Genomic DNA, 23390 nt, shown 5'->3' with positions numbered 1-23390 from the left:
AAGGCTATTTAAGCAGGGATTCCGCCTTGGCACGGATGCTTTCCACGCTCAGATCCTGATTGGCGACGCGGTCAACCAGTTCGCCATTTTTGTAGAACAGGAACACAGGCACGGTCATGATTTTGAGTTCAATGCAGAGCCTGCGACTTCCGGCGATGGGTATCTTGCAGAACTTGACCCGGCCCTCAAAACTTTTTGCCAGTTCTTCCACTTCCGGCATCATGGCCACGCAAACGGAGCACTGCTCGCCCCAAAACTCCACAACTACCGGCTCGCTGCTTTGCAGCACTTCCTGTTCAAAACTGTCTCTGTCTATTGCAAGCATGGGAATCTCCTTGCCGATCTGCCGTACCGCAGACGGTGATTATTTTTACTGCACAGCCCAAGGCCACGCGGGCCGCAAGGCTGGAAATTCGCTAGCGGGATTGCAGCCAGTGATAGGCGGAAATGGCAGCCAACGCACCGTCTGCCGCCGCCGTGACAATCTGGCGCAAAGGGGTGTCGCGTACATCGCCCGCTGCAAAAACACCCAGAACAGATGTGCGCAGGTGGGCATCCGTAGCCAGCCAGCCGCCATCCGCGCGCTGGAAGCGCTCATCAAGAAATGCCGTATTGGGTTCAATGCCCACGCATACAAACACGCCCGCCACTTCAAGCTCGGTGCATTCACCGCTGGCCGTATTGCGCACGGTCATGCCCTCGACCATCTCGCTGCCGTTGATGCTTGCCACTGCGCTGTTCCAGACAGGAATGATTTTGTCATTGGCGAGGGCGCGGCCTGCCAGCACGCTGTCCGCTCTGAAGGCCTCCCGCCGATGAACAATATACACCTTGCTGGCAAAGCGTGTCAGATAGAGGGCTTCTTCCACCGCAGTATTACCGCCGCCCACAACGGCCACGGCCTCGCCTTCATAAAAGGGCGCATCGCAAACAGCGCAGTAGCTCACCCCCGCCCCGGTCAGCGTGTCTTCACCGGGGCAGCCCAGCCGCCGGTGGGTAGCGCCGCTGGCGATGATGACGGCTTGCGCCGCATAGTCGCCCTTGGTGGTGTGGATAATCTGGCGGTCGCCCTGCGCTTCCAGCCCGAGCACATCGCCCCTGGCAAAGGTGCAGCCCAGATGCCCGGCATGCTCGCGAAAGGATTTGTCCAGTTCCGGCCCGCTCACATTGGGCAGACCGGGCCAGTTTTCCACATCAAGCGTATTGCATATCTGGCTGCCGCCATTACCGCTTTCGAGCAGCAACACGTTGAGGCCAGCCCGGCGGGCGTATATGCCTGCGCTGGCTCCGGCAGGGCCAGCACCGATAACGACAAGTTCATGCTCCTGCATGGTATCCGCCAAATTTTGGTTTTTCAGGGCGCGCTCCCCCTGCCGCTGCGGTTTCCCGCAGCGGATATCCGGCAAATCCAAGGCGCCGGAAGGGGTGCGCCCATATTGAATGAAGAATGTACGCGCCTACAGTTTGGCGCAGGTTACCTGCTGGCCGCTGGCGGGCGCTGGCGAACCGGATGCAGATTTGCCGCCCGAAGTGATGGGCTTTTTGCAATGGGGGCAAAGAACCGTGCCGCGCACCTGCGAGGGGCGCAGAAAACGGTGAGATACCTTGTTGCAGTGTTCGCAGGTAAAGGTAAGAAAAGGCATGATCTTTCTCCAGAAATTTATTGTTCCAGCAGTCCCATGACCACCATCTCAACCTGAACCAGCACCTTGGCGCCATCGGCCATGCCGCCCCCAAAAAGCGTTTCGCCCTCGTGGGTTACAGAGCCGTGCAGGTGAACGCGCACCTGATTGTTCTCGCGCCACATTTCGCCTGTGATGCCGTTGACTTCCAAGAACTTTTCAATGGTTTTGGATTTCACCGGCGGCGGCATGGTTGTGCAGGTTACTGGATAGTTGCAGATAATTTTTTCAAGGGAGCCAATGCTTGAAAGAATAAAGGCCCGTTCAAGCTTCTGCTGCTCAAAAAAATCCCGCAGTCCCTGAAACAGGTCAGAGCCTGGGCCAAGGCGCAATTTGTACCATTTCGGCTGGGTCAGTTCGGTTACTTGCATGAAATCCTCGATGTTTGCCGCGATCGTTATAAGCTGTAACTACGAGGCATCACTTGAGGTTGTAGATTTTTTTGAGCTCAAATTCTTCAATCAGCCACTTCATGCCTTCCTGAATTTCGGGGCTTACATCGCGCATGGGGCGCTTGCAGTGACCGACAGGGAAGCCCAGCAGGCGCACAAAGGTCTTGACCGCCACAGGGTTGGTGGCTGCGTAGCAGGCCTCCATGATGGGCAGCAGCTCGTTGTAAATCCTGCGGGTGCGCTGCACGTCTTCAAAATTCTTCCAGGGGCGGGACATTTCAGCCATGGCGCGGGGGTGAATATTGCCCGTCACGTTGGCTGTTCCCGCGCCGCCAAAGGCCAGCACGGGCAGGGTCAGGGCATAGGCGGGCGAATCGCAGCACAGAATGGGCAGCTCGCCATGGGTGCCTTCCTGAATGGTGGCAATCTGGCCCACGTTGGGCATGGCTTCCTTGTCGGCCACCAGGTTGGGCACGGAATTGAACAGGGTGATGACTGTTTCCGCATTGACGTTGGCCACGACTCTGGCGGGGTTGTTGTACAGACCCACGCTGATATCAACAGAAAGGCAGACATCAATGAGGTATTCCAGCACGGATGCCTGATCCGGGCACAGATAGGGAGGCACCACCACAACGATGCCGTCCGCGTCCTGCTCCTGCGCGTAGCGCGCAAGCTCGATGGTTTTTTCGGTGTCGCCATGGGTCACGCCAAAAAACGCATGGATCTTGCCCTTGCAGTAGCGGGCCATGTCCTTGATGACGGTCTTTTTTTCTTCAATGGTCAGGGTTGTGGGTTCGCCGGTGGAACCCAGCACCAGCAGGGTGCTGGTGCCGTTGGCGGCGTGAAAATCCACAAGATCATGCATTACACCAAGGTCAATGGTGTTGTTTTCGGTAAAGGGGGTAACAATCGCTACCCAGGAACCTTCAGGATAAATCAACTTTCCCATCTTCAATCTCCTTTAATGCTCTGCCTCAGGCAACAGCACGGGCCTGCACGGCCTTGCTGCTCATTTTACAATATGCGCCGGTAACAAACACAATGCCAAGGCCAATCATGTCTGTAATGGTACCGGGGATAATCAGCAGACACGCGCCCACAATCAACAGCAGGGCCACCGGCAGCGGTATGGGGCGGAAAAACCAGCGTTCCATGCCGCCAGCCAGGGCAATGGTGCCAATGGTGGCGGTAACAAAAACCTGAAGGATGTTCGGCCACTCGCCCTGCATGAGCAGAGCCGGATCATACATGAAGAAGAACGGTACAATAAAGGCCACGCTGCACAGGCGCGAGGCGATCAGGCCCGTGCGCATCATGGAGGCGCCCGCCACTTCCGCGCCAGCGTAAGCGGCAACGGCCACCGGAGGAGTAACCATTGAGATCACCCCGAAATAAAACACGAAGAAATGCGAAGAAAGCACGCTGAAGCCAAGCTCGCGCAGGGCGGGAACCCCCAGGGTCGCCACAAGCACATAGGCTACGGTGGTGGGCGTACCCATACCCATAAGGAGCGAGGCAAGCATGATCAGAATCAGTGCGACTATGGTGCTGCCGCCGGATATGGAAATAACCACCGAGGCGAGGTTAAGCCCCACGCCTGTTAGCGACACAACGCCGATAACAATACCCGCGCCAAGGCAGGCAACCGCAATCAGGATCATGCGACGACCAGCGGTGGAAAGTATCTCAACAAAACGGCGCGGCCCGATGGCAAACTTTTTATCGCCCCACGAAACCAGCACGGCAGACGCAGCGGCGGCCATCGCGGCCCTGAAGGGCGTGTAGCCGCTCATCATGATCGCAAGCAGCACCACAATGGGCAGCAGAAGATAGAGTCTTTTGACAACATCCTTCATGCGGGGCAGTTCCTCCTTGGGAACCCCCAAAAGGCCCAGCTTGGCAGCCTCAAAGTCCACCATCATAAGGATGGAGAAAAAGTACAGAAAGGCCGGGATCACCGCCGCCTTGCACACCTCAAGATAGGGTATGCCCAGCGTATCCGCCATCAGGAATGCGGCTGCGCCCATGACCGGGGGCATGATCTGCCCGCCAGTGGAGGCCGCAGCCTCCACAGCGCCGGCAAACACAGGTTTGTACCCGGCCTTTTTCATCATGGGGATAGTGAACGCGCCCGTTGCGTAAACATTGGCAGCTGCCGAACCAGAAATGGTGCCAAAAAAGGCGCTTGTAATAACAGCAATTTTTGCAGGGCCGCCGCGATAGTGCCCCGTCAGCGCGCGGCCAAGATCCATGAGCACATCGCCCGCGCCGCAGCGCTCAAGAAAGGTGCCAAAAACAATGAAGGCGGCAATATAGGTGGCCGAAACACCGATGGCTGAAGAATACAGGCCCTCAAGCCCGAACCCCAGATAATCCACCACTTCGTTCCACGAAAACCCCTTGTGCGCGAGCATGCCGGGGATATGGTTCCCCCACAACGCATAGGCCAGGAACAGCAGGCAGACCACCAGCAACGACATGCCTACAACGCGCTGAATAAGCACCAGAACCAGCACCAGGGCAGTAATGCCGCTGATGGTCTGGCCAAGGGTCAGGTCGTCAACCATGACCAGCCGTTCCGCAATCTGGTCCGCCTGAATGGCTGGCAGCGCAAAAGCCGCCAGAGCCACCAGCGCCAGCACGAGATCAAGGGGCGCAGGCCCGCGCTTCTTGCTTGATGGATACACCAGAAAGGCCAGTGATGCAGCAAACATGACGTGGATGGGCCGATGCACATAGGCCACCGGCATTCCAAAAATGGTGGTGACGCAATGGTAGCCCGCAAACAGCAGGCAGCCAAAGAATATGAGGTATTGCACAAGCCTGGCAAAACCCTGCAGGCCTGCTACTTCGCCAAAGTCATTGCTGGCTTCGCCAGCAAGCTCTTTTTCCACAGCGCTGCGGGCCAGATTGACCTTGGTTGACGCGCCTGTGGCGTCCTTTTGCTCGGAAGAAGCCATTATTTCACCCAGCCCTTTTCCTTGTAATAACGCAGGGCACCGGGGTGAATGTATTGCACGGCAATATGATCAGCGCTTTTGCTGGGGTCAAAGACCGAATAGGTCTGGTGCACATTGCGGATCATCTCGGGCTTTTCGCAAAGCACCTTGGTCAGGGCGTACACGGCATCGTCCGGCAGGTTCGCACCTACGGGCAAAACCACGGTTTCGGCCATGTGCGGCGTATCCTTTGTGATAAAGTAATACTGCCCGGCCTTGATGGTGTAGGTCATGTAGCCATCGCTGCTCAGCTTGTCGAGAACCGCCTGATCAATGGGCAGCAGCTTCATCTTGACGGTGGTGATCAGCTCGTTGATGGACGAAACGATGGGGCCTACATAGGCGTCCGCGTGGCCGTCCTGAATAAGGGAGGAGGCTTCCGCATAGGAAACGTAGCTCACAGAGCCGCCCCATTCCTTGATGTCTTCAAACGAGAAACCGTACTGCTTGAGCATGTTCTCAGAGGCAACAGCAGGGGAGGAACCTTTTTTGGAGGTCAGCAGACGGATTTTGGGCTTGGTGCGGGCAATATCCGCAATGGAGGTGTAGGGGGAATCCTCACGCACAAGAAAGAAGCTCATGGGCATGGGCGCCACATACATCATGATTTTTACATTCTGCACGGGCTTGCGGTTGGCAAACACGCCTTCGGCCTTGAGGCTTTCCTGATAGAGCTTGATCATGCTTGTGCCAAGATCAGCCTTGCCCGCATCAATCTTCAGCAGATTTTCCACCGAGCCGCCAGTGTTGACGCTCACGGTAGTGCCGGGCATGACCCCGCGTGCAGCCTCGCCGATAACACCGCCAAGGGCGTAAAAATCGCCCCCAAGCGGGCCGGAGGTAATGGTAAACGTTTTCAGCTCCGCCGCCTGGGGCATCTGGGCCAGCCCAGCCGCCAGCATAACTACGGCAACCAACAGCGAAATCAAACCCTTTTTCATAGCATACTCCTGTATACGGTTTATTCCGGCCCTTAGTCAGGCACGGCAGCGTCGCTGGTCTCGGCAATACTCTGGGGGGGGCATAACCGTTAGCACCCTATCAAATTTTATACCAAAATCATATACCCACTCCCAGACCTTGCGTCTCTAGCATTTAATGCCCTCACCTACATCGGGGCAGAGAGCTGCCAGATGCAAAATTGAAAACACTAAGAACAAATATAGTTAAATTAGTTAGCATTTCAAGGCATTATTGCGTTCTCAAATATGAGAATAGATTTCTCAAATTCGAGAAAGAACTTGCCGCAACCGTATAGAAACGGTCTGAAAAGACGATGCTGGCTGCTGTATTATTTCGCGGAACTAATGCAGCAGATTATATTCCTGCAGTTTACGGTACAATGTGGCGCTGCTGATGCCCAGACGCTGCGCCAGAAGTTTTTTCTGCTCCGTGCTGGCAGCTACGCCGATCAGGCGCTCCAAAAGCTGTTTTTCGTGCGTTGCGAGCATTTCCTTGAGCGTTGTTGCAGACGATGTTCCTGACCGCCTGGCAAAAAAATGCTGCGGCAAATCATTGGCCCGTATCAGTGGGCCTTCAACAACGTTAACAAGATACTCAATGATATTGCGCAATTCACGTACATTCCCCGGCCAGTCATGGCCCATGAATGCGTCAAAAGCCACTGGGTCAAGCCCGCGTATGTCGCGGCGCAGCTCACGCCGGTAGCGGGCAAGAAAACTCTCGATAAAAACGGGGATATCCACACGCCGCTGACGCAAGGGCGGTATATGGATGGGGATGACATTCAGGCGATAGTACAGATCGTTGCGAAAGGTCCCTTGGGCGACCATTTCCTGTAAATTGCGGTTGCTGGCGCACACAATGCGCACATTCACCGGGATGGACGCAGAACCGCCCACGCGTTGCACGCATTTATCCTGAAGCACGCGCAGCAGTTTGGCCTGCACGGGCAAGGGCATCTCGCCCACTTCGTCCAGAAACAGGGTACTTTCATGGGACAGTTCAAACTTGCCCATGCTTCCGCCTTTTCTGGCGCCCGTAAATGCGCCTTCTTCGTAGCCAAACAGTTCGCTCTCAACCAGATTTTCAGGGATGGCCCCGCAGTTTACAGCCGTCATCAGCCGCTTGCCGCGCCCGCTCATGCTGTGAATGGTGCGGGCCAGCACCTCCTTGCCGGTGCCGCTTTCGCCGCTGATAAGCACGGTGGAATCCGATGCGGCGATCTTCTGCACCAGGGCCAGAATATCGCGAATGGCAGCGCTGTTGCCCAGCAGGGGGGTTTCTTCCAGTTGTTTGCGTTCACCGTTTACGACCGCATCAAGCTGGTGCTCAAGAATGCGCGAATGCTGCTGCGTGACAAGTTTGCTTTCAATCAGCATGCTCATATATTTGAGGAATTCCTGAAGCTTTTCCTGATTCCCCAGCAGCCGCCCACGCTCGTCCTCGTTAAACGCAACAATGCCAATAACGCCAGCCACCTTGTTGTTCAAAAAGATGGGGTAGGCCATGTCGGCGAGTTCATTGCAGTTCTCGCGGTTGGCGCACACACTGCAAGCCTGATCCTTCTGAACGTTTTTGACAAAGGCTGGCTTGCCGGTCTTGAATACTTTGTCGAAAAAAGCACTGTGCGCGATCTTCCGGCTGATGAGCGACTCATATTCCGCAGTGCCACCCACGCGCACCAGATTGCAGTCAACCACGGTAACGGGCGCGTCCAGAATGGAAGCAACTGCAAGCACGTAGGCCTGCACAAAAGGCTGGATTTGCATAAGGCTGGAAAGTTCTGCCATTCCTGCTGCTCTTGGGTATGAAACTGTCCGGAAGATGCAGAACGCATGGCGCGCCACGACGAATCAGCACCTGAAAGTACCTGAGCGATACCTTTTGCCCAGGCCAAGTGCAAGCCTTGCCTGCTTGCAACGGGGTACTCTCTCTGCCAGTATGCGCCTCACACCATCGCGGCAGAAAACCGCGCAACAGGAGACAAAGGTTGAGTATCTTACAGCGCGCTGGCAATGCACTCACCCGTTATATGGGTGTGCTTATTCTGACATGCTCGGCTTTGGCCTTATGGAAACCGGAGCTGTTCCGCTGGGTGGCCCCGCATGTTACGCCGCTCCTGGGGTGCATCATGTTTGGCATGGGCATGACCCTGAGGCTCAAGGATTTCAGTCTGGTATTTTCCCAGCCGCGCGCCCTGCTGCTGGGCCTGCTGGCCCAGTTCGGCTGCATGCCGCTGCTGGCCTTTGCGTTGTGCCATCTGTTCGCCCTGCCGCCTGATCTGGCAATGGGGGTCATCCTTGTGGGCACGGCCCCCGGCGGCACCGCCTCCAATGTGCTGACCTTTATTGCCAGAGGTGACGTGCCGTATTCCGTGGCGCTCACCTCGCTGACAACTGTTGTTGCACTGGCGCTCATGCCGGTGCTCACATGGTTGCTCGGCGGCGTGTGGGTTCCTGTAGACATGGGAGGCCTGTTCGTTTCCATCCTTAAAATCGTGGTGATCCCGGTTATTCTGGGCATTGCTGCGCACCGTTACTGCGGCAGGCTTACCGAGCGGGCCATCCCCTTTTTGCCTCCGGTCTCGGCGCTTACCATTACCCTTGTGGTGGCTGGCATCATGGCCATCAATGCCCGGAGCATCCTTGAGGCCAGCGCCGACATATTTCTGGTAGTCGTGTGCCACAACCTGCTGGGTTTGGCCTTTGGCTATGCCGTGGGCCGCATCTGGAAATTTGATGAGCCCCGCTGCCGCGCCCTCTGCTTTGAGGTCGGCACACAAAACTCCGGTCTGGCTACTGCCCTCGCACTGGCGCATTTTTCCCCGGTTTCAGCCATTGCTGGAGCGCTGTTCAGCGTATGGCAGAATATTTCTGGCGCGCTGGTTTCAAACTATTTTCACGGCAAAAAACTGAAACCGAACCAGTAACCGAATCCCGGAGCAGAGCCGCATCACCAAGCCAGAACGCCCCTCACACGAACTGCCGGGCTTTGACTCCGGCGCGGGGCTGTGCCAAGTTGTTCGCAGCCGCCCGCCGCTGGCAGGTTATGCCATTGGCTAACCATGCGCAGGCTTGCAGCAGGCCGACGGCCTAGTACCTTCAACCCTTACCAGCAATCTTGAAGAAGGAAGCGCCATGAGCAAGGAAGTCATCAGCACGAGCAAGGCCCCCGGGGCAGTCGGCCCTTACAGCCAGGGCATCAAGACCGGCAACATGTTCTTCTTTTCCGGCCAGATTCCCATTGACCCCGCCATAGGCAAGCTGGTGGAAGGTGATGTGAGCGCTCAGGCGGAACAGGCTTGTAAAAACGTTATGGCATTGCTGGAATCACAGGGTCTGACCGCCGCCAATGTGGTCAAAACCACCGTGTTCATCACCGATATGGGCAACTTTGCGGCTGTTAACGAAGTGTACAAAAAGTATTTCACGGCCCCCTGCCCCGCGCGTTCCTGCGTTGAGGTCAGCAAGCTGCCGCTTGGCGCGCAGGTTGAAATTGAGGCCATTGCCGCGCTGTAATTTTTAACGGCAATACGGGCGGCATGGCCCGGTCTTCAACCGCAACGCGGCTCTTGTTTGCAAGCAGCCGCGTTGCGGTTTGTTTGTGCCCTGGCGACGCGGCAACACCGCCGCATCAAGGCGCTTTGTCGATTTACAGATGCTGTAAAATAGTGGAATATGCAGAAGATTAACGGCAAATGCGAGGCGCGGTATGGATGACCGACAGTCGGATATCACAGGGCAGTATGCCCTGCATATGCAGAAGCAGCTTGTGCAGCACTGCCTTGCTCCCTGGCCTCGCCGTGGCCGCACCCTGCTTGAAGTGAACTGCGGACGCGGCGAACTGTTGCCCCTGCTGTGGGAATACGGCTTTGACATGACCGCCACGGAGCACAATCCCGAGTTGCGGGCCGAGGCAAGCCACATGGCTGACCGCGCCGAGGTGCTGGCCGCCGCTGATGATCACCTGCCCTTTGATGATGACGAATTTGACTGGGTTGTACTGCACCTTGTTTCACCCAGCGCCGAAAGCACGCGCAAGGCCATAGCCGAATCTCTGCGCGTGGCCTCCGCAGGCCTTGCCCTCACATTCTGGAACTCGGCTTCGCTTCCCTTTATGCTCCACCTGCTTGGCGGCCGTAAAACCGCATGGCCCGGCCCGACATTCTGCTGGTGGCAGATATGGCGGACGCTCAGGAGCCTTTCGGCTGGCCGCATCAGCGGGGCAAGCGTGCTTGCCGGGCCGCAGGGCACATGGAATGCATCGTGCGCCCTTTCCGGCTGCAACAGGGTCTTGCCCTGGCTGCCCATGGGAGCATGGGGCATTATCCGTATCGACATGGCAAAATCCCGCCCGGTCACGCCGCTGCCTTTACGGCTCGGACGCAGGCGCATGCGCCGCGCAGAGCCTGTTCTGGAATGCGGCCACAAATCTCAGGCCAAGGCTGCCGACACAGAGAGGAAAGCGCCATGAACCTGCCCTTTATTGCCCCCTTTGTGGCATTCATACGCCAACACTTGCTGGCGCTGGCCGCAGTGCTGCTTGTGATTCTGGCGGCGGTGGGCGGATTCAGCGGCTGGCGGTACTACCAGTACAGGCAGACTGCCGAATTTGCCTTTGCGCAGATAAAGGACGCCCTGCACCCGGCCAAACCCACAGAACTGGCGCAACGCATAAACTTTGACGCCATTTCCCTGCCCCTGGCCAAAGCCATTGCAGAGCATTACCCCTTTTTAAAAAAAGGGCCAAACCAGTTGCGTGATCTGAGCGACATGATTCAGGTTGGTCTGCTCAAGCAGGCGCGCGTCAAGGAAGAACCCCTCAAGGAAGAAACCGACGAACTGGTGCGCCTCAGAAGCCCCCTGTATGTTTTGCCGCCAAACTTTTTTACCCAGTTTTTTACAACCATGACCTTGCAGAACCCCACGGAGAATACAGCGCTGATAGCCGCGCAGATTCGCCACCCCGTGCTGAACAAACAGTTTTCAGTGCTGCTGCGCATGGACAAAACCCCAGAAGGCTGGAAGCTGGACGACATGGTCAATGCCGAGGAGCTGGTTCGCCAGTACCGCGAGTTCCAGATGGAGCGCATGGTCGCGCAACGGCAACTGCTTCTTGACAAAAATGCCAAGATAAAAAAACGCATGGAAGAGACACTTCCTCTCAAAGCCTGCACAGCCAGCGCAGGTTTGCTTTCAGACGGAAAGACGCTTCTTGTTGTGGTGGACGTACAAAGTAAGAACATCAGCACTATCCCCGTCAACAACGTGGATCTTTCGGTCAAAATTTTTGCGCCGGACGGCAAGGAGCTGATGCAGCGTTTTCTTAATGCCGTGCAGCCCACATTCCCGGGTGATACGTTTGAACGCAGATGGACAATTGAAGTTGACGGCACAAGCCCGCTTGGCAAATCCATTGTGGCAGCACGCAAACTCACCTGCGAAGCTTCGTGGAAGACTCTGGGCCTCGCCAATGGAGAGATGCTGCACTTTGCCATAGCGCCTGATCTGCTGGAAGAATTTCAGTAGTTTTCACAGTCACCTGTCCACTATGCCCTTTTCTCGCGCAGGTGAATGTGTCATAGTGTTGCGGTTGGCGGGCCGCACAACGCCCGTGCCAGCCTACATAAACTCAAGGAGCCGCAAAATGTCGGGCCTCAGCCGTTCCATACACCTTACGGTGCATATCCATAAAGATCCTGCCGCTATGGCCGAACGCGCCGCCCACATTCTGGCGGCAGCCTGCGAAGAAGCCATCGCCGACAGGGGTGTTTTCAGAATCGCACTCTCTGGCGGGCAGACCCCCACGCCACTTTTCCGCCTGCTGGCGGGCAAAGACTGGGCCGACCGTCTTCCCTGGGACAAAATGACCTTTTACTGGGTGGATGAACGCTGCGTTGGCCCTGATCATCCTGACAGCAACTACGGGCTTGCGCGCCGCGAACTGCTGAGCATGGTTCCTGCCATGCACTTTTTCCGCATGCGCGGCGAGGAAGATCCCGTTGAAGCCGCCGTCAAATACGAGCAGCAGATCCGCGCCGAATTCAATCTCGGCCCGCAGGAACTGCCCCGCTTTGACTTTATGCTGCTGGGCATGGGCGAAGACGGCCACACGGGTTCCATTTTCCCCAATTCGCCCGCCCTTGCCGAGCGCAAGCGCCTTGTCATTGACCAGTACGTGCCCGAACGCAAGGCCGACCGCCTCACGCTCACCCTGCCCGTCATCAACAACGCCCGCTGCTGCATGTTCCTCGTGACCGGCAAGGAAAAGCACGATGTGCTTTCGCGCGCGCTCAACCTGCTGGCCGAACCCACCCTGCCCGCACAAAAGGTGCGCCCCGGATTTGGCGAACTGATCTGGGTTGTGGACGAAGCCGCCGCCCGAGGCGTGTAAGCCACCCCATTCACGGATATCTCAATCAAAGCCACCCGCCATCGGGTGGTTTTGATTTGATCCCCCCGGCAAGCAGATGCAGGCTCCTGCGCATTCCATCAAATACAGCAAGATTCTTTGCAATCATTATACAATTTTTCAAAACTGCCCCAAGATGAGTTAACTCCTCCAGCATATGGCTGCTTGCAGCTTGTGGCCACAGCCCGCCCGTATCACGGCCAACAGAGAGCATTAATTTGAGCCTCCCCTGCAAAGACCGCCGCAACGAATTTTCGCTGGACTGGCTTAATTTCTTCCTTGCCGATGTCCGCGACGGACTCGGCCCCTATATGGCTATCTATCTGCTTGCAGTGCACAAGTGGGAGCCTGCGGCTATCGGGCTGGCCATGAGCCTTTCCGGAGTTGCGGCACTGCTGGCCCAGACGCCTGCCGGGGCGCTGATCGACCGGATACCCGCAAAACGGGCTGCCCTGGTTGTTGCAGCACTGCTGGTCACCGGCAGTTGCCTGCTGCTGCCGTGGGTTAGTTCATTCGGTTTAGTGGCACTGACGCAAACAGCCAGCGCCGCCGCCAGTTCCATATTTGCTCCGGCCATTGCAGCCATTTCCCTCGGCATCACGGGCCCGAAGGCTTTTACCCGCCGCACTGGGCGCAACGAAATTTTCAATCACGCGGGCAATGCCTGCGCTGCGCTTCTGGCTGGCGGCTTCGCCTATCTGTACGGCCCCACGGCAGTGTTCTACCTGATGGCCGTGATGACGATTGGCAGCGTGATTTCCGTCAGCATGGTCTCGCCACAGGCCATTGACCATGAAGCGGCACGCGGATTTGCCCCCGGCTCGGCAAAGAGGCACCAGCAACCGTCCGGGGCGCGGGTGCTACTCTCCAACCGCCCTCTGCTGCTTTTTGGCGTGTGCTGCGCCCTGTTCCATCTGGCCAATGCGGCCATGCTGCCGCTGGTGAGCCAGAAGCTCTCTCTGGTCAACCTGCAAATGGCCACGCCGCTCACATCCGCCTGCATTGTGGCCGCGCAGATGGTCATGATGCCCGTGGCCCTGCTGGCTGGCCTCAAGGCCGACAAGTGGGGCCGCAAACCCCTGCTGATGGCGGGATTCCTAATTCTGCCGTTGCGCGGCCTGCTCTATGTGTTATCCGACAACTCATACTGGCTGGTGGCCGTGCAGTTGCTGGACGGCATAGGAGCGGGCATCTTTGGGGTGTTGTTTCCGGTAGTGGTTGAGGATCTCACGCAGGGGACGGGCCGTTTTAATGTCAGCCTGGGTGCGCTTTCCACCGTGTTTGGTCTGGGCGCTGCGCTCAGTGCGGGTCTGGCCGGGATGGTGGTGCAAGCTGCTGGCTACGATGCTGCATTCCTGACCCTGGCTGCCATAGCGGGCGTGGCATTTCTTCTTCTCTGGCTGACCATGCCGGAAACCCGCAACAAGTTGGAGTGCGTGGCCTCCGAGTCTTTGCATGACCGCGCCGCGCCCAGTACAAACGAGTAGCCTCAGCCCCTTCCACGCCTTCAAGCGCAGCAAAGCTGAAACGCAAAAGCTCCTTTTTCAAGGAGCTTTTTATTATCAACCTGCAAGCTGTATGAGCGGAAAACGTCCTTTCTGCCTGTTTTACGGAGCGATGGCTGCATCGTCGCCAGCAGGCTTTGCCTCCACAGCAGGACTGGCGGGTTGCTGCTCTGAAGGCGGCGTTTCGGCCTTTTCCGGCTTCTGCACGGACTTCCGTACTGTCTTGTGCGCGGGCTTCCGCGCAATATCCGGGGCTGCCTCCTGTACGGATTCCTGCTGGATATCCTGTTTGGGCAAAGGTTCCTGCCCCTGCCACACGCGGGCCTTGCAGATGACTTCCGGCCTGTATTCAAAGTGCATCAGATCATATTCGTGCCATTTACCGCCCCAGATAAAGCCCTCGTTTTCAAAGGCTGCCACAATGGCGGAGGGATAGCTTTGCTGCAAGGGGTGCGGGCGCAGTTTGCTCCAGCGCCAGTAGGTGGCAATGCCGGGACTGATGTCAAAGGCAATGCCAAACGCGTGGGGGCTCAGGCGGTTCTCGCCCGCAATACGCCGCCAGGCGAACCCGCCGTCCATTTTCAGCAGGGTTTTCAGGCGAGGCTCCTGAGCGGCTTGCGGGGCAAGATTGGCGTTTGCCCTGTTCATGGCTTGCGCCGCTGCGGGTGAAAGATGCAGATGCTGCCCCAGCAGGCGGGCCTGGACCAGATGCCCCCCAACAGCCTTGGGCGTGGAGCCGTAGAGGGCTTGCAGCAGATCATAAGAGCGCCGCCGCCCCGGCGAAACGCCCTGTGGAGTATCGGGCCGCTGCGGCTCCAGTGGATAGGGCTCAGCCATGCTCGCCCGCACACTCACCACCCATTCGGATTCCTGCGAACCCGCCAAGGGGGCCGCACCCGGCGCAGCGTCATACAGCACACGGCGGCCATCGTTAAACACCAGCCACTGGCCCTGCGCGTCCGTCGTCATGCCTGTAATCTGCGGATAGGCCCGCCGCAGACAATAAAAATCTACCTGCGCGGCATCATCAAGCCCTGCGGGCAGATCTGCGGCGTCAATCAGGCCGTTGGCAACTGCCGCCCCGGTGGCTCCGCTTGCAGGCGCTGCATTGGCAGACGCAGTTGCGGGCGCGTTGGAGGGCGCACTGGATGACGTAGCCGTCTCGGCATGTACGACATGGGCACAGCACAAAAAAATAAAAAGCAGCAATATTGGCATGAAGGCACCCTAGCCGCCCCTGGCTTGTCAAGGCAAGCGCTTTTGCGTACATCTGCGCCATGTCTGCCTGGAAATTTTATCTGGTCACGTTCGGCTGCAAGGTCAATCAGTACGAAACCCAATCACTGCGCGAAGCCTGGCTTGCCCAGGGCGGCGTGGAATGCAGCGCCCCTGCCGAGGCGGATGTGGTGTGCGTCAACAGTTGCGCCATCACCTCCAAAGGCGAAAGGGACGCGCGCAATGCCGTGTTCCGCCTGCGCAGGGAGGCTCCGTCCTCGCGCCTGATTCTCACCGGTTGCGCGGCACGGCTGTTTGCCGATTATAAACCGCGCCCCGGCGCCATTTGGGCCGCCCCTGATCTGCTGGTGCCGCAGGAAGAAAAAAGCCGCCTGCTGCATGGCCCATGGGCCGACCTTGACGGCGAGGGCATCTCCTCACCCGCCGGGGTGTTGGAGGCTACCACACCTGCGGCCACAATTACCGTAGCAAGCCCTGCGCAGACCGCTGCGCAGACAAGTCCGCAGGCCTTTCCGCCGTTTCAAATTTCCGCCTTCAAACGCGCCCGCCCGGTACTGAAAGTGCAGGATGGCTGCGCCCACCGCTGCACCTATTGCATTGTTCCCTCTACGCGCGGCAAACCGCGCAGCCGCCCGGTGGATGAAATTGTTTCCGAAGCGCGCCGTCTGTTGCAGGCAGGCCATGCGGAAATCATGGTCTCAGGTATCAATCTGGGCCAGTATGGACGCGGCACGGATACGGGCGACTTCTGGAATCTGCTGCGCACGCTTGACGCTGCCCTTGCGCCGGAATTTGCCGGGCAGGCCCGCCTGCGCATCAGTTCGCTGGAACCCGGTCAGCTCGATCAGCAAGGGCTGGACGCCCTGCTTGCCTGCCGCATGCTTTGCCCGCACCTGCATATTTCTTTGCAGCATGGCAGTCAGGCGGTGCTCAAACGCATGGGGCGCGGGCACTACACCCCGGCCATGCTGGAGCATGCCGTGAGCGCTCTGGCCTCGCACTGGCCCATCATGGGCCTGGGCGCGGATATTATCGCGGGCTTTCCCGGCGAAACGGAAGACGACATGCGCCAGTTGCTGGAGCTGATCGACCGCCTGCCCATGAGCTACGCTCACGTGTTCCCCTATTCACGACGGCCCGGCACGGCGGCAGACCGCTTTGACGGGCAGATTCCCCACAGCCTCAAGCTTGAGCGCGCGGCTCGCCTGCGCGAAGCCGTGGCCCGCAAGCATCAGGCATTTCTGGCAGAGCAACTCAAACTGCCCCGCATGCTGGTGGCTGCGGACAATCCGCAGGCATTTGCGGACTCCCCAACGGATGCGGCACCCGCACCGGAATCTGCGGGCAAGACCAAGAAAAACTCCGTGAAGGGCGTGAATGAATACTACGCCGCCTGCTCCATCCGCCTGCCCGCACAAGGCAAAAGACCCGGCGCTGATACGGGGCTGTTGCCCGCACGGCCCGTGGCTCTTACCGAAAAAGGTTTGGTGGTGGAGCTGATAGAGCAAAAATAAATGCAGTGTCGCTGTGTCGCTGTGCACTTCATAAAAGAAAAGGAGAGCATGGCTCTCCTTTTCTTTTATCTGTATAAACCTGTGCTGCTCTTTCGGTGAACCCCTTACAGGCCCCCCGCAAGCAGGCTAGATGCTGATCTTCGCGCCCAGCAGCTTAACAAACTCGGCGATCAGGGCGGGATGGGCAGGCCACGCGGGGGCAGAAACAAGGTTGCCGTCCACAGTGGCGCTGGTGAGTGTTTCGTTAAAATCGCACCAAGTGGCCCCGGCGTCCACCACATCGGGTTTGACCGCCGGGTAGGCAGTGCAACTGCGGTTTTTCAGCACGCCAGCCGTCACAAGAATCTGCGGGCCGTGGCACACGGCGGCAATGGGCTTTTTGGCGTCGTTGAATTCGCGCACGATTTCCAGAATGCGGGGGTTCAGACGCAGATATTCCGGGGCGCGGCCACCGGGAATAACAAGCCCTGCGTAGTCAGCAGTGTTTACCTTGTCGAAATCGTAGTTGATACCGAAGTTGTGTCCGCGTTTTTCAGAATAGGTCTGGTCGCCCTCAAAGTCATGGATGGCCGTACGCACACTTTCTCCGGCCTTTTTCCCGGGGCAGACGGCATGCACTTCATAGCCCAGCATCTGCAACATCTGGAAAGGCACCATGATTTCATAATCCTCAACATAGTCGCCAGCCAGCACCAGAATTTTTTTCATATGATCCTCCAAACGGGGAGCGGCCCGTTAACGCGGTCGCCAAGACCGGTTGTTGCGCGGCGGCCGGGCGGCAAAACACCGCCCTTGCCTTGACCGTATATATACTTATATATGCACACAAAGCATGTGGGCAAGCCCCTGACGCCCCCAGGCCCGCACAATTGCGCGCCTGGGAGGCTGGTCGCTTTCTGACCGCAGCGGCCTGCGCAAGCTTCAGAACATTTTCAACAGTAATTATTCTGGCGCCCCCATGTTGCGGTATGCCACCGCAAGGGTTTCATTCTGGCAACGAATCAGGAGAATAATCATGCCCATGTACGATTTTGTCTGCACGGCCTGCGGCAATAAATTTGAAGATCTCGTTTTTGGCGACGAAGTTCCCGCCTGCCCCAAGTGCAGCTCCCCCGCCACAGAAAAGCAGATGTGCGTACCCAGCCCGCTGAAAACCGGGGCTTTCCCCTACAAGCCCGGCCCGGTGCGTCCTATGGGCAAAGGCATGCCCCCCTCCTGCGCGGCTGGCGGCGGCTGCGGCGGCTGCAGCGGAAATTCCGGCGGATCGCAGGCATAATACGCTGATTTTAAAAATAAAAAATGCATACCCGCAGCGCCGGGCCAAGGGCATTTGTTGCATTCGCAAGCCCCTTGCTCTACACTGACGCATATCTTTAGCAGGAAGGAAGCTATGCTCCGCAGCATGACCGGCTTTGGCCGCTGCCTGGTGGAAAACGACTACACCACCCAGCAGTGGGAGGTTAAAAGCGTCAACAGTCGCCATCTTGACCTCAAGTGGCGTTTGCCTCTCTCTATACGCAGCCTTGAACCGCGCCTTGAAAAAGTGGTGCGGCGCTATGCATCGCGCGGGCGCGTGGATGTGAGCCTGGTCTTGCAGTATGCGCCGGGCAACACCCCTGCCATGCGGTTTGACATGGTGCAGGCAGCAGCCATGCTTGATAATTTGCAGGCACTGGCTGATGCTCGCGGCGAGGCCTATGTTCCCGACTTCAACGCGCTGTTGCAGATCCCTTCCCTTTGGGGCGACAGCGGCGAGGAGCTGGACGAAGACACCGCCCGCTGCCTTGAAGAAGGTCTGGCCCTTGCGCTGGAAGACTGGAACGAGGCTCGCTCCGCCGAAGGCCGCTCCCTTGCCACCGACATGCACTCCCGCATACTGCGCATGGAAGAATGGACAGGCCTCATTGCAGACCGTGCCCCCAATATCAAGGAAGAACGCGCCAATGCCCTGCGTGAGCGCCTGAGCGAGGCCCTGTCCCAGAACGGGCAGGAGCTGGAAGAAGGCCGCTTTTTGCAGGAATCCGTCATTCTGGCAGACCGCCTGGATGTGAGCGAAGAACTCACGCGCCTCAACACGCATCTGGCGCGCCTGCACGACCTGCTGCAAACCGGCGGCGATGCCGGACGGCGGCTCGACTTTACCTTGCAGGAGTGCTTCCGCGAGATCAATACCTGCGGCAACAAGCTCCCTGATGTGCAACTTTCGCGCATGGTGGTTGATTTTAAAAACGAACTGGAAAAATGCCGCGAGCAGGTTCAGAATCTGGAATAAGCATGCCTCGCGAACGTCTTATCAATATTGGTTTTGGCAACTATGTGCTGGCGGGCCGGGTTGTGGGCATTGTCAGCCCTGCATCTTTGCCCATGAAACGCCTTCGTGAAGACGCGAGGGCTGAGGGAAGACTCATTGACGCCACCCAGGGGCGCAAAACGCGCTCCATTCTGGTGACGGATTCAAACCACGTCATACTTTCCTCCATCCAGCCGGAAACAATCAGTCAGCGCTTTGCGCAAGAGGAAGGGGACTGATGCCCCGCGAAGGCATAGCACTGGTGCTGAGCGCACCGTCTGGCGCAGGCAAGACCACTCTGGTCAAACGCCTGCTGGCGGAATTTCCGCATATTGGCTACTCGGTTTCGTGCACGACGCGGCAACCGCGTCAGGGCGAAGTGGACGGCAAGGACTACATTTTTCTAAGCCACGAAGAATTCGAGCAGCGGCGTGTGCAGGGATATTTTGCAGAATGGGCCGAGGTTCACGGCAATTTTTATGGCACACCGCTGGCACCGGTGAAGGAAAAGCTGCATCAGGGCCAGGACGTGCTTTTTGACATTGACGTGCAGGGCGCGGCGCAGCTCAAGCTTTCCCTTTCGGAAGCCACGTTTGCCTTTATCCTGCCCCCCAGCCTGCACGAGCTTGAAAACCGTTTGCGCGGGCGCGGGCTGGATGACGAGCCAACCATTGCGCGCCGCCTTGTCAACGCGCGCTCAGAGATTCTTCAGGCCCGCTGGTATGATTCTGTTATTGTAAACGACAATCTGGATCAGGCGTACGATACCCTGCGGGCGGTGTATGTGGCTGCGGGGCTTGCACCTGCGCGCAATCCGCACCTGCTGGATGAAATTCTCAACCGCTGATGCGCGCTGACCGGTACTGACAGATTCTGCTGTGGGCTGCTCCGCAGACCGCCAGCAAGAATGATACGCCCCCGCCGCAGCACGGCATGCGTGTTGGGGCAAAAGACCTGAAACCGCATATTTTGTTCGTACAGCCGGATTTCTGGCCGCGAGCAGCAGCACAGGAAGCAACATGCCCACGCAGCAGCACAGGCCGCAACTGGCGGTAGCTCTGGATTTGCCCGAAAAACAGCTTGCACTCGCGCTGGCGCGCAAACTGCGCGGCACGGTTCCCTGGTGCAAGGTGGGCATGGAGCTGTTCACCCATGCAGGCCCCGGCCTGCTGGAAGAACTGTCCGCAATGGGCTTCAGCGTTTTTCTTGACCTGAAGTTCTACGATATCCCCAACACCGTGGCGCAGGCTGTCAAAGCTGCGGCGGCGGCAGGGGTAAACATGCTGACCCTGCACTGCCAGGGTGGCGAGCGCATGTGCCGCGCAGCGGCAGAGGCGGCAGCCGGGGTTTCCGGGCAGCGCCCCCTGCTCTTTGGCGTGACAGTGCTTACAAGTTTTGCGCCCGGCGAAATGCCCGGCATCGAGGCCTCGCCCGCCGATTTTGCTCTGGCTCTGGCCCGTCAGGCGGGGCCGTGGGGGCTTGACGGCGTGGTCTGCTCAGGGCATGAGGCTACAGCCATCAAGGCCAGTTGCCCCGGCCTGCGCTGCCTTTGCCCCGGGATCCGCCCTGCGGGTTCCGCCGCTGGCGACCAGCGCCGCGTTATGACGCCCGCTCTGGCCATTGCGGCAGGAGCTGACTATCTGGTTGTGGGCAGGCCCATCACGGCTGCGCCGGACCCGCTGGCAATGGCCCGGCAGATTACGGAGGAAATGGCCTCCTCGCACACATAAAGAAGTATTGAGGATGAACATGGCCGGTCAAACGCCCAAAAGCGCGCAAGGCGATTCCCACAACAGCGGAAAAACCGATGTTCGCGGGGTCTTCTCCACTCAGGAAGTCCGCAGGGTGGGTACTGGCACGACCACGCGCAAGACCGTGCAAAAAACCTTCTGGTTCATAGAGCAGCACGGCAAGGAAATTGACTGCCAGCCGCTCAATACCAACTATGTGCCCAGCGGCCCCAAGCGCAAAATCACCCTGGACGAGCTTATTTCCAAATTCTCGCCCGAGCCGGAATTTTACCTCAATTCCGTTTTCCCCAAAATGCAGGAGATGCAGCGCAGCATTGATAACGGCGACGAACATCGCGAAAATGGCGAAAACTTTGCCGCCGAATTTGAATACACGCGCGCCCTCAAGGTCGATGAAGAAAACGTGCGGGCCAACTTTGGCATTGGGCTGACCTATCTTGAGCGGGGCGACAACGCCAAGGCGCAGGACATTTTTCAGCGCCTGGTAAAACTCGAAGCCGCATTCGAGCCAGAGCACAAGCACCTGTTCAATGAATTTGGCATCAATCTTCGCAAAAGCAAGATGTTGCAGGAATCGTTTGAATACTACCAGCGCGCTCTTGAACTTTCGCCCACTGACGAAAACCTGTACATGAACATGGCCCGCGTGCTGCTTGAACTCAAGGATATCGGCCAGTGCGTTGATTATCTGCTGAAAGCGCTTGAGCTGGCCCCACGGCACGAAACCTCGCTCAAATTTCTGGCATGGCTTATTCAGAAACAGCTCGTACCCGCCGACCGCTTAGAAGGTGTACGCGCCGCACTTCAGGCCGCACAAAACGGGGCCGCGCAGAAACCCAAAACGGCGGGCTAACGCTTTGAAAAACTGGCTGATCCGCGAGCCTATGCAAAACATCTGCCCCACGCCGCCCCGGCAATGGGCAGATGCTCTCTCCATCTCGCCCTTTCTTCTTGAGATTCTCTGGCGGCGTGGCCTTTCCGAAAGGGATGCCATGGACGCCTTTTTGTCCGCCCGGCTTGATTCGCTCACGCCCCCTGACCGCTGGCCCCAATTGCCCGAAGCATCCAGCCTGCTGGCATCTGAACTGCTGGCCGGAAAAAAACTGGCAGTCTGGGGCGACTATGATGTGGACGGCGTGACAGCCGCCACCTTGGTGCTGGATGTGCTTGAAAGCCACGGCATCCACGCGGACTGGCATATTCCTGACAGGCGCAGCGAGGGCTACGGCCTTAACGTGCCGCATATTGAGGCGCTGGCCGCCCAGGGCTGCGGCGTGCTGCTCACGGTGGACTGCGGCATTTCAGACGTGCAGGCAGTGCAGCGCGCTCGGGAGCTTGGCATGACGGTGGTGGTTTCCGACCACCACCTGCCGCCCGAAGAACTCCCCCCTGCCCACGCCATCTGCAACCCCCGCATCCTCGCCGCAGAAGATCTGCCCTGCCCGCACCTTGCTGGCGTGGGCGTGGCCTTTTACCTTATGGGGGGCGTCAACGCCGCCCTTGCCCCGCATACGGGCAAAAAGCACAACATGGGCGATTGCCTTGATCTGGTGGCGCTTGGCACCCTTGCGGACGTCATGCCCCTCACCGGAGAAAACCGCGTGCTCGTGCGCGGCGGGCTTGCCCGCATTGCGCGGGCGGAACGACCCGGCATGGCGGCCTTGAAAGTTGCCAGCGGAATGAACGCTGCGGCGGCGTTAAGCGCCGGACAGGCGGTTTTTCGCCTTGCGCCGCGCATCAACGCAGCTGGGCGCATGGGCAAGGGCGAGCTGGCCCTGCGCTTGCTGCGCGAAAAAGATCACGTTGCCGCCGCAGGCATGGCGCAGGAGCTGGACGAACTCAATCTGGCCCGCCGTCAGGAAGAAGAACGCATCTACGCAGAAGCCAAGGCGCAGGCATCAGACATACTGTCGCGCGGGCCGCGCGCAGGCCTTGTGCTCTACGGCAAGGACTGGCACCCCGGCATCGTGGGCATCGTGGCCTCGCGCATTGTGGAAGATTACTACCGCCCCACCATCATCGTATGCGACGATCAGGGCAGCCTCAAAGGCTCGGGCCGCTCTGTGCGCGAATTTGATCTGCACGGCGGTCTGACCCGCACGGCAGACTGCCTGCTGAACTTTGGCGGGCACCGTCAGGCGGCAGGGGTGCGCCTTGCGCCGGAAAGGCTGGAGGAATTTCGCGCCCGATTCGACGCTGTGGCGGAAGAAGTGCTTGGCCCCAACCCGCTGCTTCCCAGCATCACACTGGAATGCGAGCTGGGCTTCAAGCTGGCAGGTGATCACAACTTTCTCAAGGAACTTGAACTGTTGCAACCTTTTGGGCCCGGCAATCCCGAGCCGGTATTCCAGTCGCCCCCGCTGCTGGTCAAGGAACGCTCTTTTCTTGGGCGCAGCAGGGAACATGTGCTTTTGCGCCTGACGGACAGCGCCAGCGGCATTACCCTTTCTGCAAAAGCCTGGCGTATGGCTGACGAACTGCCCGCCTCCCTCATCAACAAGCACATTCTTGTGGCCTACACCCCGCGTATCGACACCTACAACGGCATCGCTTCGGTGGATATTGCCATCAAGGACTGGCGGCCAGCCTGATCGTCCAGCCTTCTTGTAATAAACGCATAAAGGGGCAGTCTGGCACCAATCAG

The 23390-nt window shown here is 58.4% G+C and carries 24 protein-coding genes; 14 read left to right on the top strand and 10 right to left on the bottom strand.

Annotated elements, in window-relative coordinates:
• Positions 1 to 4: 4 nt before the first annotated feature.
• The 8 genes from RDK48_RS04910 to RDK48_RS04875 all read right to left on the bottom strand — a co-directional run bounded on the left by RDK48_RS04910 (position 5) and on the right by RDK48_RS04875 (position 7829).
• Positions 5 to 325, bottom strand: a complete 321-nt coding sequence (locus RDK48_RS04910) for a co-chaperone YbbN (protein ID WP_298992768.1) — start codon at positions 323 to 325, stop codon at positions 5 to 7.
• Positions 326 to 416: 91 nt separating this feature from the next.
• A complete protein-coding gene (trxB, locus tag RDK48_RS04905) occupies positions 417 to 1331 on the bottom strand; it encodes a thioredoxin-disulfide reductase (protein WP_298992771.1) in 915 nt (304 codons plus the stop codon).
• A gap of 126 nt (positions 1332 to 1457) precedes the next feature.
• Positions 1458 to 1643: a hypothetical protein gene (locus tag RDK48_RS04900; protein WP_192111416.1), complete on the bottom strand. Its 186-nt coding sequence runs from the start codon at positions 1641 to 1643 to the stop codon at positions 1458 to 1460.
• 17 nt (positions 1644 to 1660) lie between these two features.
• The gene (locus RDK48_RS04895) at positions 1661 to 2053 is read right to left on the bottom strand and encodes a PPC domain-containing DNA-binding protein (RefSeq protein WP_192111415.1); all 393 of its coding nucleotides are present in this window, start codon (positions 2051 to 2053) and stop codon (positions 1661 to 1663) included.
• A 49-nt stretch (positions 2054 to 2102) separates the two neighbouring features.
• Entirely contained in the window at positions 2103 to 3026 is a 924-nt protein-coding gene (locus RDK48_RS04890; protein ID WP_022658482.1) for a dihydrodipicolinate synthase family protein, read from the bottom strand.
• A 25-nt stretch (positions 3027 to 3051) separates the two neighbouring features.
• The gene (locus tag RDK48_RS04885) at positions 3052 to 5037 is read right to left on the bottom strand and encodes a TRAP transporter permease (protein ID WP_298992776.1); all 1986 of its coding nucleotides are present in this window, start codon (positions 5035 to 5037) and stop codon (positions 3052 to 3054) included.
• A complete protein-coding gene (locus RDK48_RS04880) occupies positions 5037 to 6017 on the bottom strand; it encodes a TAXI family TRAP transporter solute-binding subunit (RefSeq protein WP_298992779.1) in 981 nt (326 codons plus the stop codon). The genes RDK48_RS04885 and RDK48_RS04880 overlap by 1 nt, the downstream gene beginning before the upstream one ends.
• A 363-nt stretch (positions 6018 to 6380) precedes the next feature.
• Positions 6381 to 7829, bottom strand: coding sequence for a sigma-54-dependent Fis family transcriptional regulator (locus RDK48_RS04875; RefSeq protein ID WP_298992782.1), 1449 nt, complete (start codon positions 7827 to 7829; stop codon positions 6381 to 6383).
• Positions 7830 to 8029: 200 nt separating this feature from the next.
• Here RDK48_RS04875 and RDK48_RS04870 point away from each other — a divergent pair, with 200 nt between their 5' ends.
• From RDK48_RS04870 to RDK48_RS04845, 6 genes are all read left to right on the top strand, one after another.
• Complete coding sequence (locus RDK48_RS04870) at positions 8030 to 8968, top strand: bile acid:sodium symporter family protein (protein ID WP_298992785.1); 939 nt, start codon at positions 8030 to 8032, stop codon at positions 8966 to 8968.
• A 208-nt stretch (positions 8969 to 9176) separates the two neighbouring features.
• Positions 9177 to 9557 carry a RidA family protein gene (locus tag RDK48_RS04865; protein ID WP_291442291.1) on the top strand — a complete coding sequence of 127 codons (381 nt, stop codon included), beginning with the start codon at positions 9177 to 9179 and terminating at the stop codon, positions 9555 to 9557.
• Positions 9558 to 9750: 193 nt separating this feature from the next.
• The gene (locus RDK48_RS04860) at positions 9751 to 10512 is read left to right on the top strand and encodes a class I SAM-dependent methyltransferase (protein ID WP_298992792.1); all 762 of its coding nucleotides are present in this window, start codon (positions 9751 to 9753) and stop codon (positions 10510 to 10512) included.
• Complete coding sequence (locus tag RDK48_RS04855) at positions 10509 to 11567, top strand: translation initiation factor IF-2 (RefSeq protein ID WP_298992795.1); 1059 nt, start codon at positions 10509 to 10511, stop codon at positions 11565 to 11567. Before RDK48_RS04860 ends, RDK48_RS04855 begins: the two co-directional genes overlap by 4 nt.
• A gap of 118 nt (positions 11568 to 11685) precedes the next feature.
• A complete protein-coding gene (pgl, locus tag RDK48_RS04850; protein ID WP_022658474.1) occupies positions 11686 to 12432 on the top strand; it encodes a 6-phosphogluconolactonase in 747 nt (248 codons plus the stop codon).
• Positions 12433 to 12668: 236 nt separating this feature from the next.
• Positions 12669 to 13937 carry an MFS transporter gene (locus RDK48_RS04845; RefSeq protein WP_298992799.1) on the top strand — a complete coding sequence of 423 codons (1269 nt, stop codon included), beginning with the start codon at positions 12669 to 12671 and terminating at the stop codon, positions 13935 to 13937.
• Between the two features lie 120 nt (positions 13938 to 14057).
• Here RDK48_RS04845 and RDK48_RS04840 read toward each other — a convergent pair whose 3' ends face one another.
• Entirely contained in the window at positions 14058 to 15173 is a 1116-nt protein-coding gene (locus RDK48_RS04840; RefSeq protein ID WP_298992802.1) for a M15 family metallopeptidase, read from the bottom strand.
• A 59-nt stretch (positions 15174 to 15232) separates the two neighbouring features.
• Between RDK48_RS04840 and RDK48_RS04835 the strand changes: the two genes are divergently transcribed.
• Positions 15233 to 16705 carry a MiaB/RimO family radical SAM methylthiotransferase gene (locus tag RDK48_RS04835; protein ID WP_298992806.1) on the top strand — a complete coding sequence of 491 codons (1473 nt, stop codon included), beginning with the start codon at positions 15233 to 15235 and terminating at the stop codon, positions 16703 to 16705.
• A 126-nt stretch (positions 16706 to 16831) separates the two neighbouring features.
• Here the strand turns inward: RDK48_RS04835 and RDK48_RS04830 are convergent, their stop codons facing one another.
• Positions 16832 to 17413: a DJ-1/PfpI family protein gene (locus tag RDK48_RS04830; RefSeq protein WP_192111406.1), complete on the bottom strand. Its 582-nt coding sequence runs from the start codon at positions 17411 to 17413 to the stop codon at positions 16832 to 16834.
• Between the two features lie 307 nt (positions 17414 to 17720).
• Here RDK48_RS04830 and RDK48_RS04825 point away from each other — a divergent pair, with 307 nt between their 5' ends.
• The 7 genes from RDK48_RS04825 to recJ all read left to right on the top strand — a co-directional run bounded on the left by RDK48_RS04825 (position 17721) and on the right by recJ (position 23337).
• Positions 17721 to 17981, top strand: a complete 261-nt coding sequence (locus RDK48_RS04825) for a zinc ribbon domain-containing protein (RefSeq protein WP_022658470.1) — start codon at positions 17721 to 17723, stop codon at positions 17979 to 17981.
• A 114-nt stretch (positions 17982 to 18095) separates the two neighbouring features.
• A complete protein-coding gene (locus tag RDK48_RS04820) occupies positions 18096 to 18977 on the top strand; it encodes a YicC/YloC family endoribonuclease (protein ID WP_022658469.1) in 882 nt (293 codons plus the stop codon).
• Positions 18978 to 18979: 2 nt separating this feature from the next.
• Positions 18980 to 19234, top strand: a complete 255-nt coding sequence (locus RDK48_RS04815) for a DUF370 domain-containing protein (protein WP_022658468.1) — start codon at positions 18980 to 18982, stop codon at positions 19232 to 19234.
• Positions 19234 to 19842, top strand: a complete 609-nt coding sequence (gene gmk / locus RDK48_RS04810) for a guanylate kinase (protein ID WP_192111403.1) — start codon at positions 19234 to 19236, stop codon at positions 19840 to 19842. The genes RDK48_RS04815 and gmk overlap by 1 nt, the downstream gene beginning before the upstream one ends.
• Before the next feature lie 172 nt (positions 19843 to 20014).
• Complete coding sequence (gene pyrF, locus RDK48_RS04805) at positions 20015 to 20725, top strand: orotidine-5'-phosphate decarboxylase (RefSeq protein ID WP_298992821.1); 711 nt, start codon at positions 20015 to 20017, stop codon at positions 20723 to 20725.
• Between the two features lie 19 nt (positions 20726 to 20744).
• Positions 20745 to 21599: a tetratricopeptide repeat protein gene (locus RDK48_RS04800; protein WP_034605299.1), complete on the top strand. Its 855-nt coding sequence runs from the start codon at positions 20745 to 20747 to the stop codon at positions 21597 to 21599.
• Positions 21600 to 21630: 31 nt separating this feature from the next.
• Positions 21631 to 23337: a single-stranded-DNA-specific exonuclease RecJ gene (gene recJ / locus RDK48_RS04795; protein ID WP_298992833.1), complete on the top strand. Its 1707-nt coding sequence runs from the start codon at positions 21631 to 21633 to the stop codon at positions 23335 to 23337.
• Positions 23338 to 23390 lie beyond the last annotated feature (53 nt).

This window comes from uncultured Desulfovibrio sp., assembly GCF_902477725.1.
Classification (GTDB): Bacteria; Desulfobacterota; Desulfovibrionia; order Desulfovibrionales; family Desulfovibrionaceae; genus Desulfovibrio.
This window is presented reverse-complemented; position numbering and strand designations above follow the sequence as displayed.

Coding starts and splice junctions, on each gene's coding strand:
- RDK48_RS04910 (WP_298992768.1), bottom strand. CDS start 325: ATGCTTGCAATAGACAGAGACAGTTTTGAACAGGAAGTGCTGCAAAGC.
- trxB (WP_298992771.1), bottom strand. CDS start 1,331: ATGCAGGAGCATGAACTTGTCGTTATCGGTGCTGGCCCTGCCGGAGCC.
- RDK48_RS04900 (WP_192111416.1), bottom strand. CDS start 1,643: ATGCCTTTTCTTACCTTTACCTGCGAACACTGCAACAAGGTATCTCAC.
- RDK48_RS04895 (WP_192111415.1), bottom strand. CDS start 2,053: ATGCAAGTAACCGAACTGACCCAGCCGAAATGGTACAAATTGCGCCTT.
- RDK48_RS04890 (WP_022658482.1), bottom strand. CDS start 3,026: ATGGGAAAGTTGATTTATCCTGAAGGTTCCTGGGTAGCGATTGTTACC.
- RDK48_RS04885 (WP_298992776.1), bottom strand. CDS start 5,037: ATGGCTTCTTCCGAGCAAAAGGACGCCACAGGCGCGTCAACCAAGGTC.
- RDK48_RS04880 (WP_298992779.1), bottom strand. CDS start 6,017: ATGAAAAAGGGTTTGATTTCGCTGTTGGTTGCCGTAGTTATGCTGGCG.
- RDK48_RS04875 (WP_298992782.1), bottom strand. CDS start 7,829: ATGGCAGAACTTTCCAGCCTTATGCAAATCCAGCCTTTTGTGCAGGCC.
- RDK48_RS04865 (WP_291442291.1), top strand. CDS start 9,177: ATGAGCAAGGAAGTCATCAGCACGAGCAAGGCCCCCGGGGCAGTCGGC.
- RDK48_RS04860 (WP_298992792.1), top strand. CDS start 9,751: ATGGATGACCGACAGTCGGATATCACAGGGCAGTATGCCCTGCATATG.
- RDK48_RS04855 (WP_298992795.1), top strand. CDS start 10,509: ATGAACCTGCCCTTTATTGCCCCCTTTGTGGCATTCATACGCCAACAC.
- pgl (WP_022658474.1), top strand. CDS start 11,686: ATGTCGGGCCTCAGCCGTTCCATACACCTTACGGTGCATATCCATAAA.
- RDK48_RS04840 (WP_298992802.1), bottom strand. CDS start 15,173: ATGCCAATATTGCTGCTTTTTATTTTTTTGTGCTGTGCCCATGTCGTA.
- RDK48_RS04835 (WP_298992806.1), top strand. CDS start 15,233: ATGTCTGCCTGGAAATTTTATCTGGTCACGTTCGGCTGCAAGGTCAAT.
- RDK48_RS04830 (WP_192111406.1), bottom strand. CDS start 17,413: ATGAAAAAAATTCTGGTGCTGGCTGGCGACTATGTTGAGGATTATGAA.
- RDK48_RS04825 (WP_022658470.1), top strand. CDS start 17,721: ATGCCCATGTACGATTTTGTCTGCACGGCCTGCGGCAATAAATTTGAA.
- RDK48_RS04820 (WP_022658469.1), top strand. CDS start 18,096: ATGCTCCGCAGCATGACCGGCTTTGGCCGCTGCCTGGTGGAAAACGAC.
- RDK48_RS04815 (WP_022658468.1), top strand. CDS start 18,980: ATGCCTCGCGAACGTCTTATCAATATTGGTTTTGGCAACTATGTGCTG.
- gmk (WP_192111403.1), top strand. CDS start 19,234: ATGCCCCGCGAAGGCATAGCACTGGTGCTGAGCGCACCGTCTGGCGCA.
- pyrF (WP_298992821.1), top strand. CDS start 20,015: ATGCCCACGCAGCAGCACAGGCCGCAACTGGCGGTAGCTCTGGATTTG.
- RDK48_RS04800 (WP_034605299.1), top strand. CDS start 20,745: ATGGCCGGTCAAACGCCCAAAAGCGCGCAAGGCGATTCCCACAACAGC.
- recJ (WP_298992833.1), top strand. CDS start 21,631: ATGCAAAACATCTGCCCCACGCCGCCCCGGCAATGGGCAGATGCTCTC.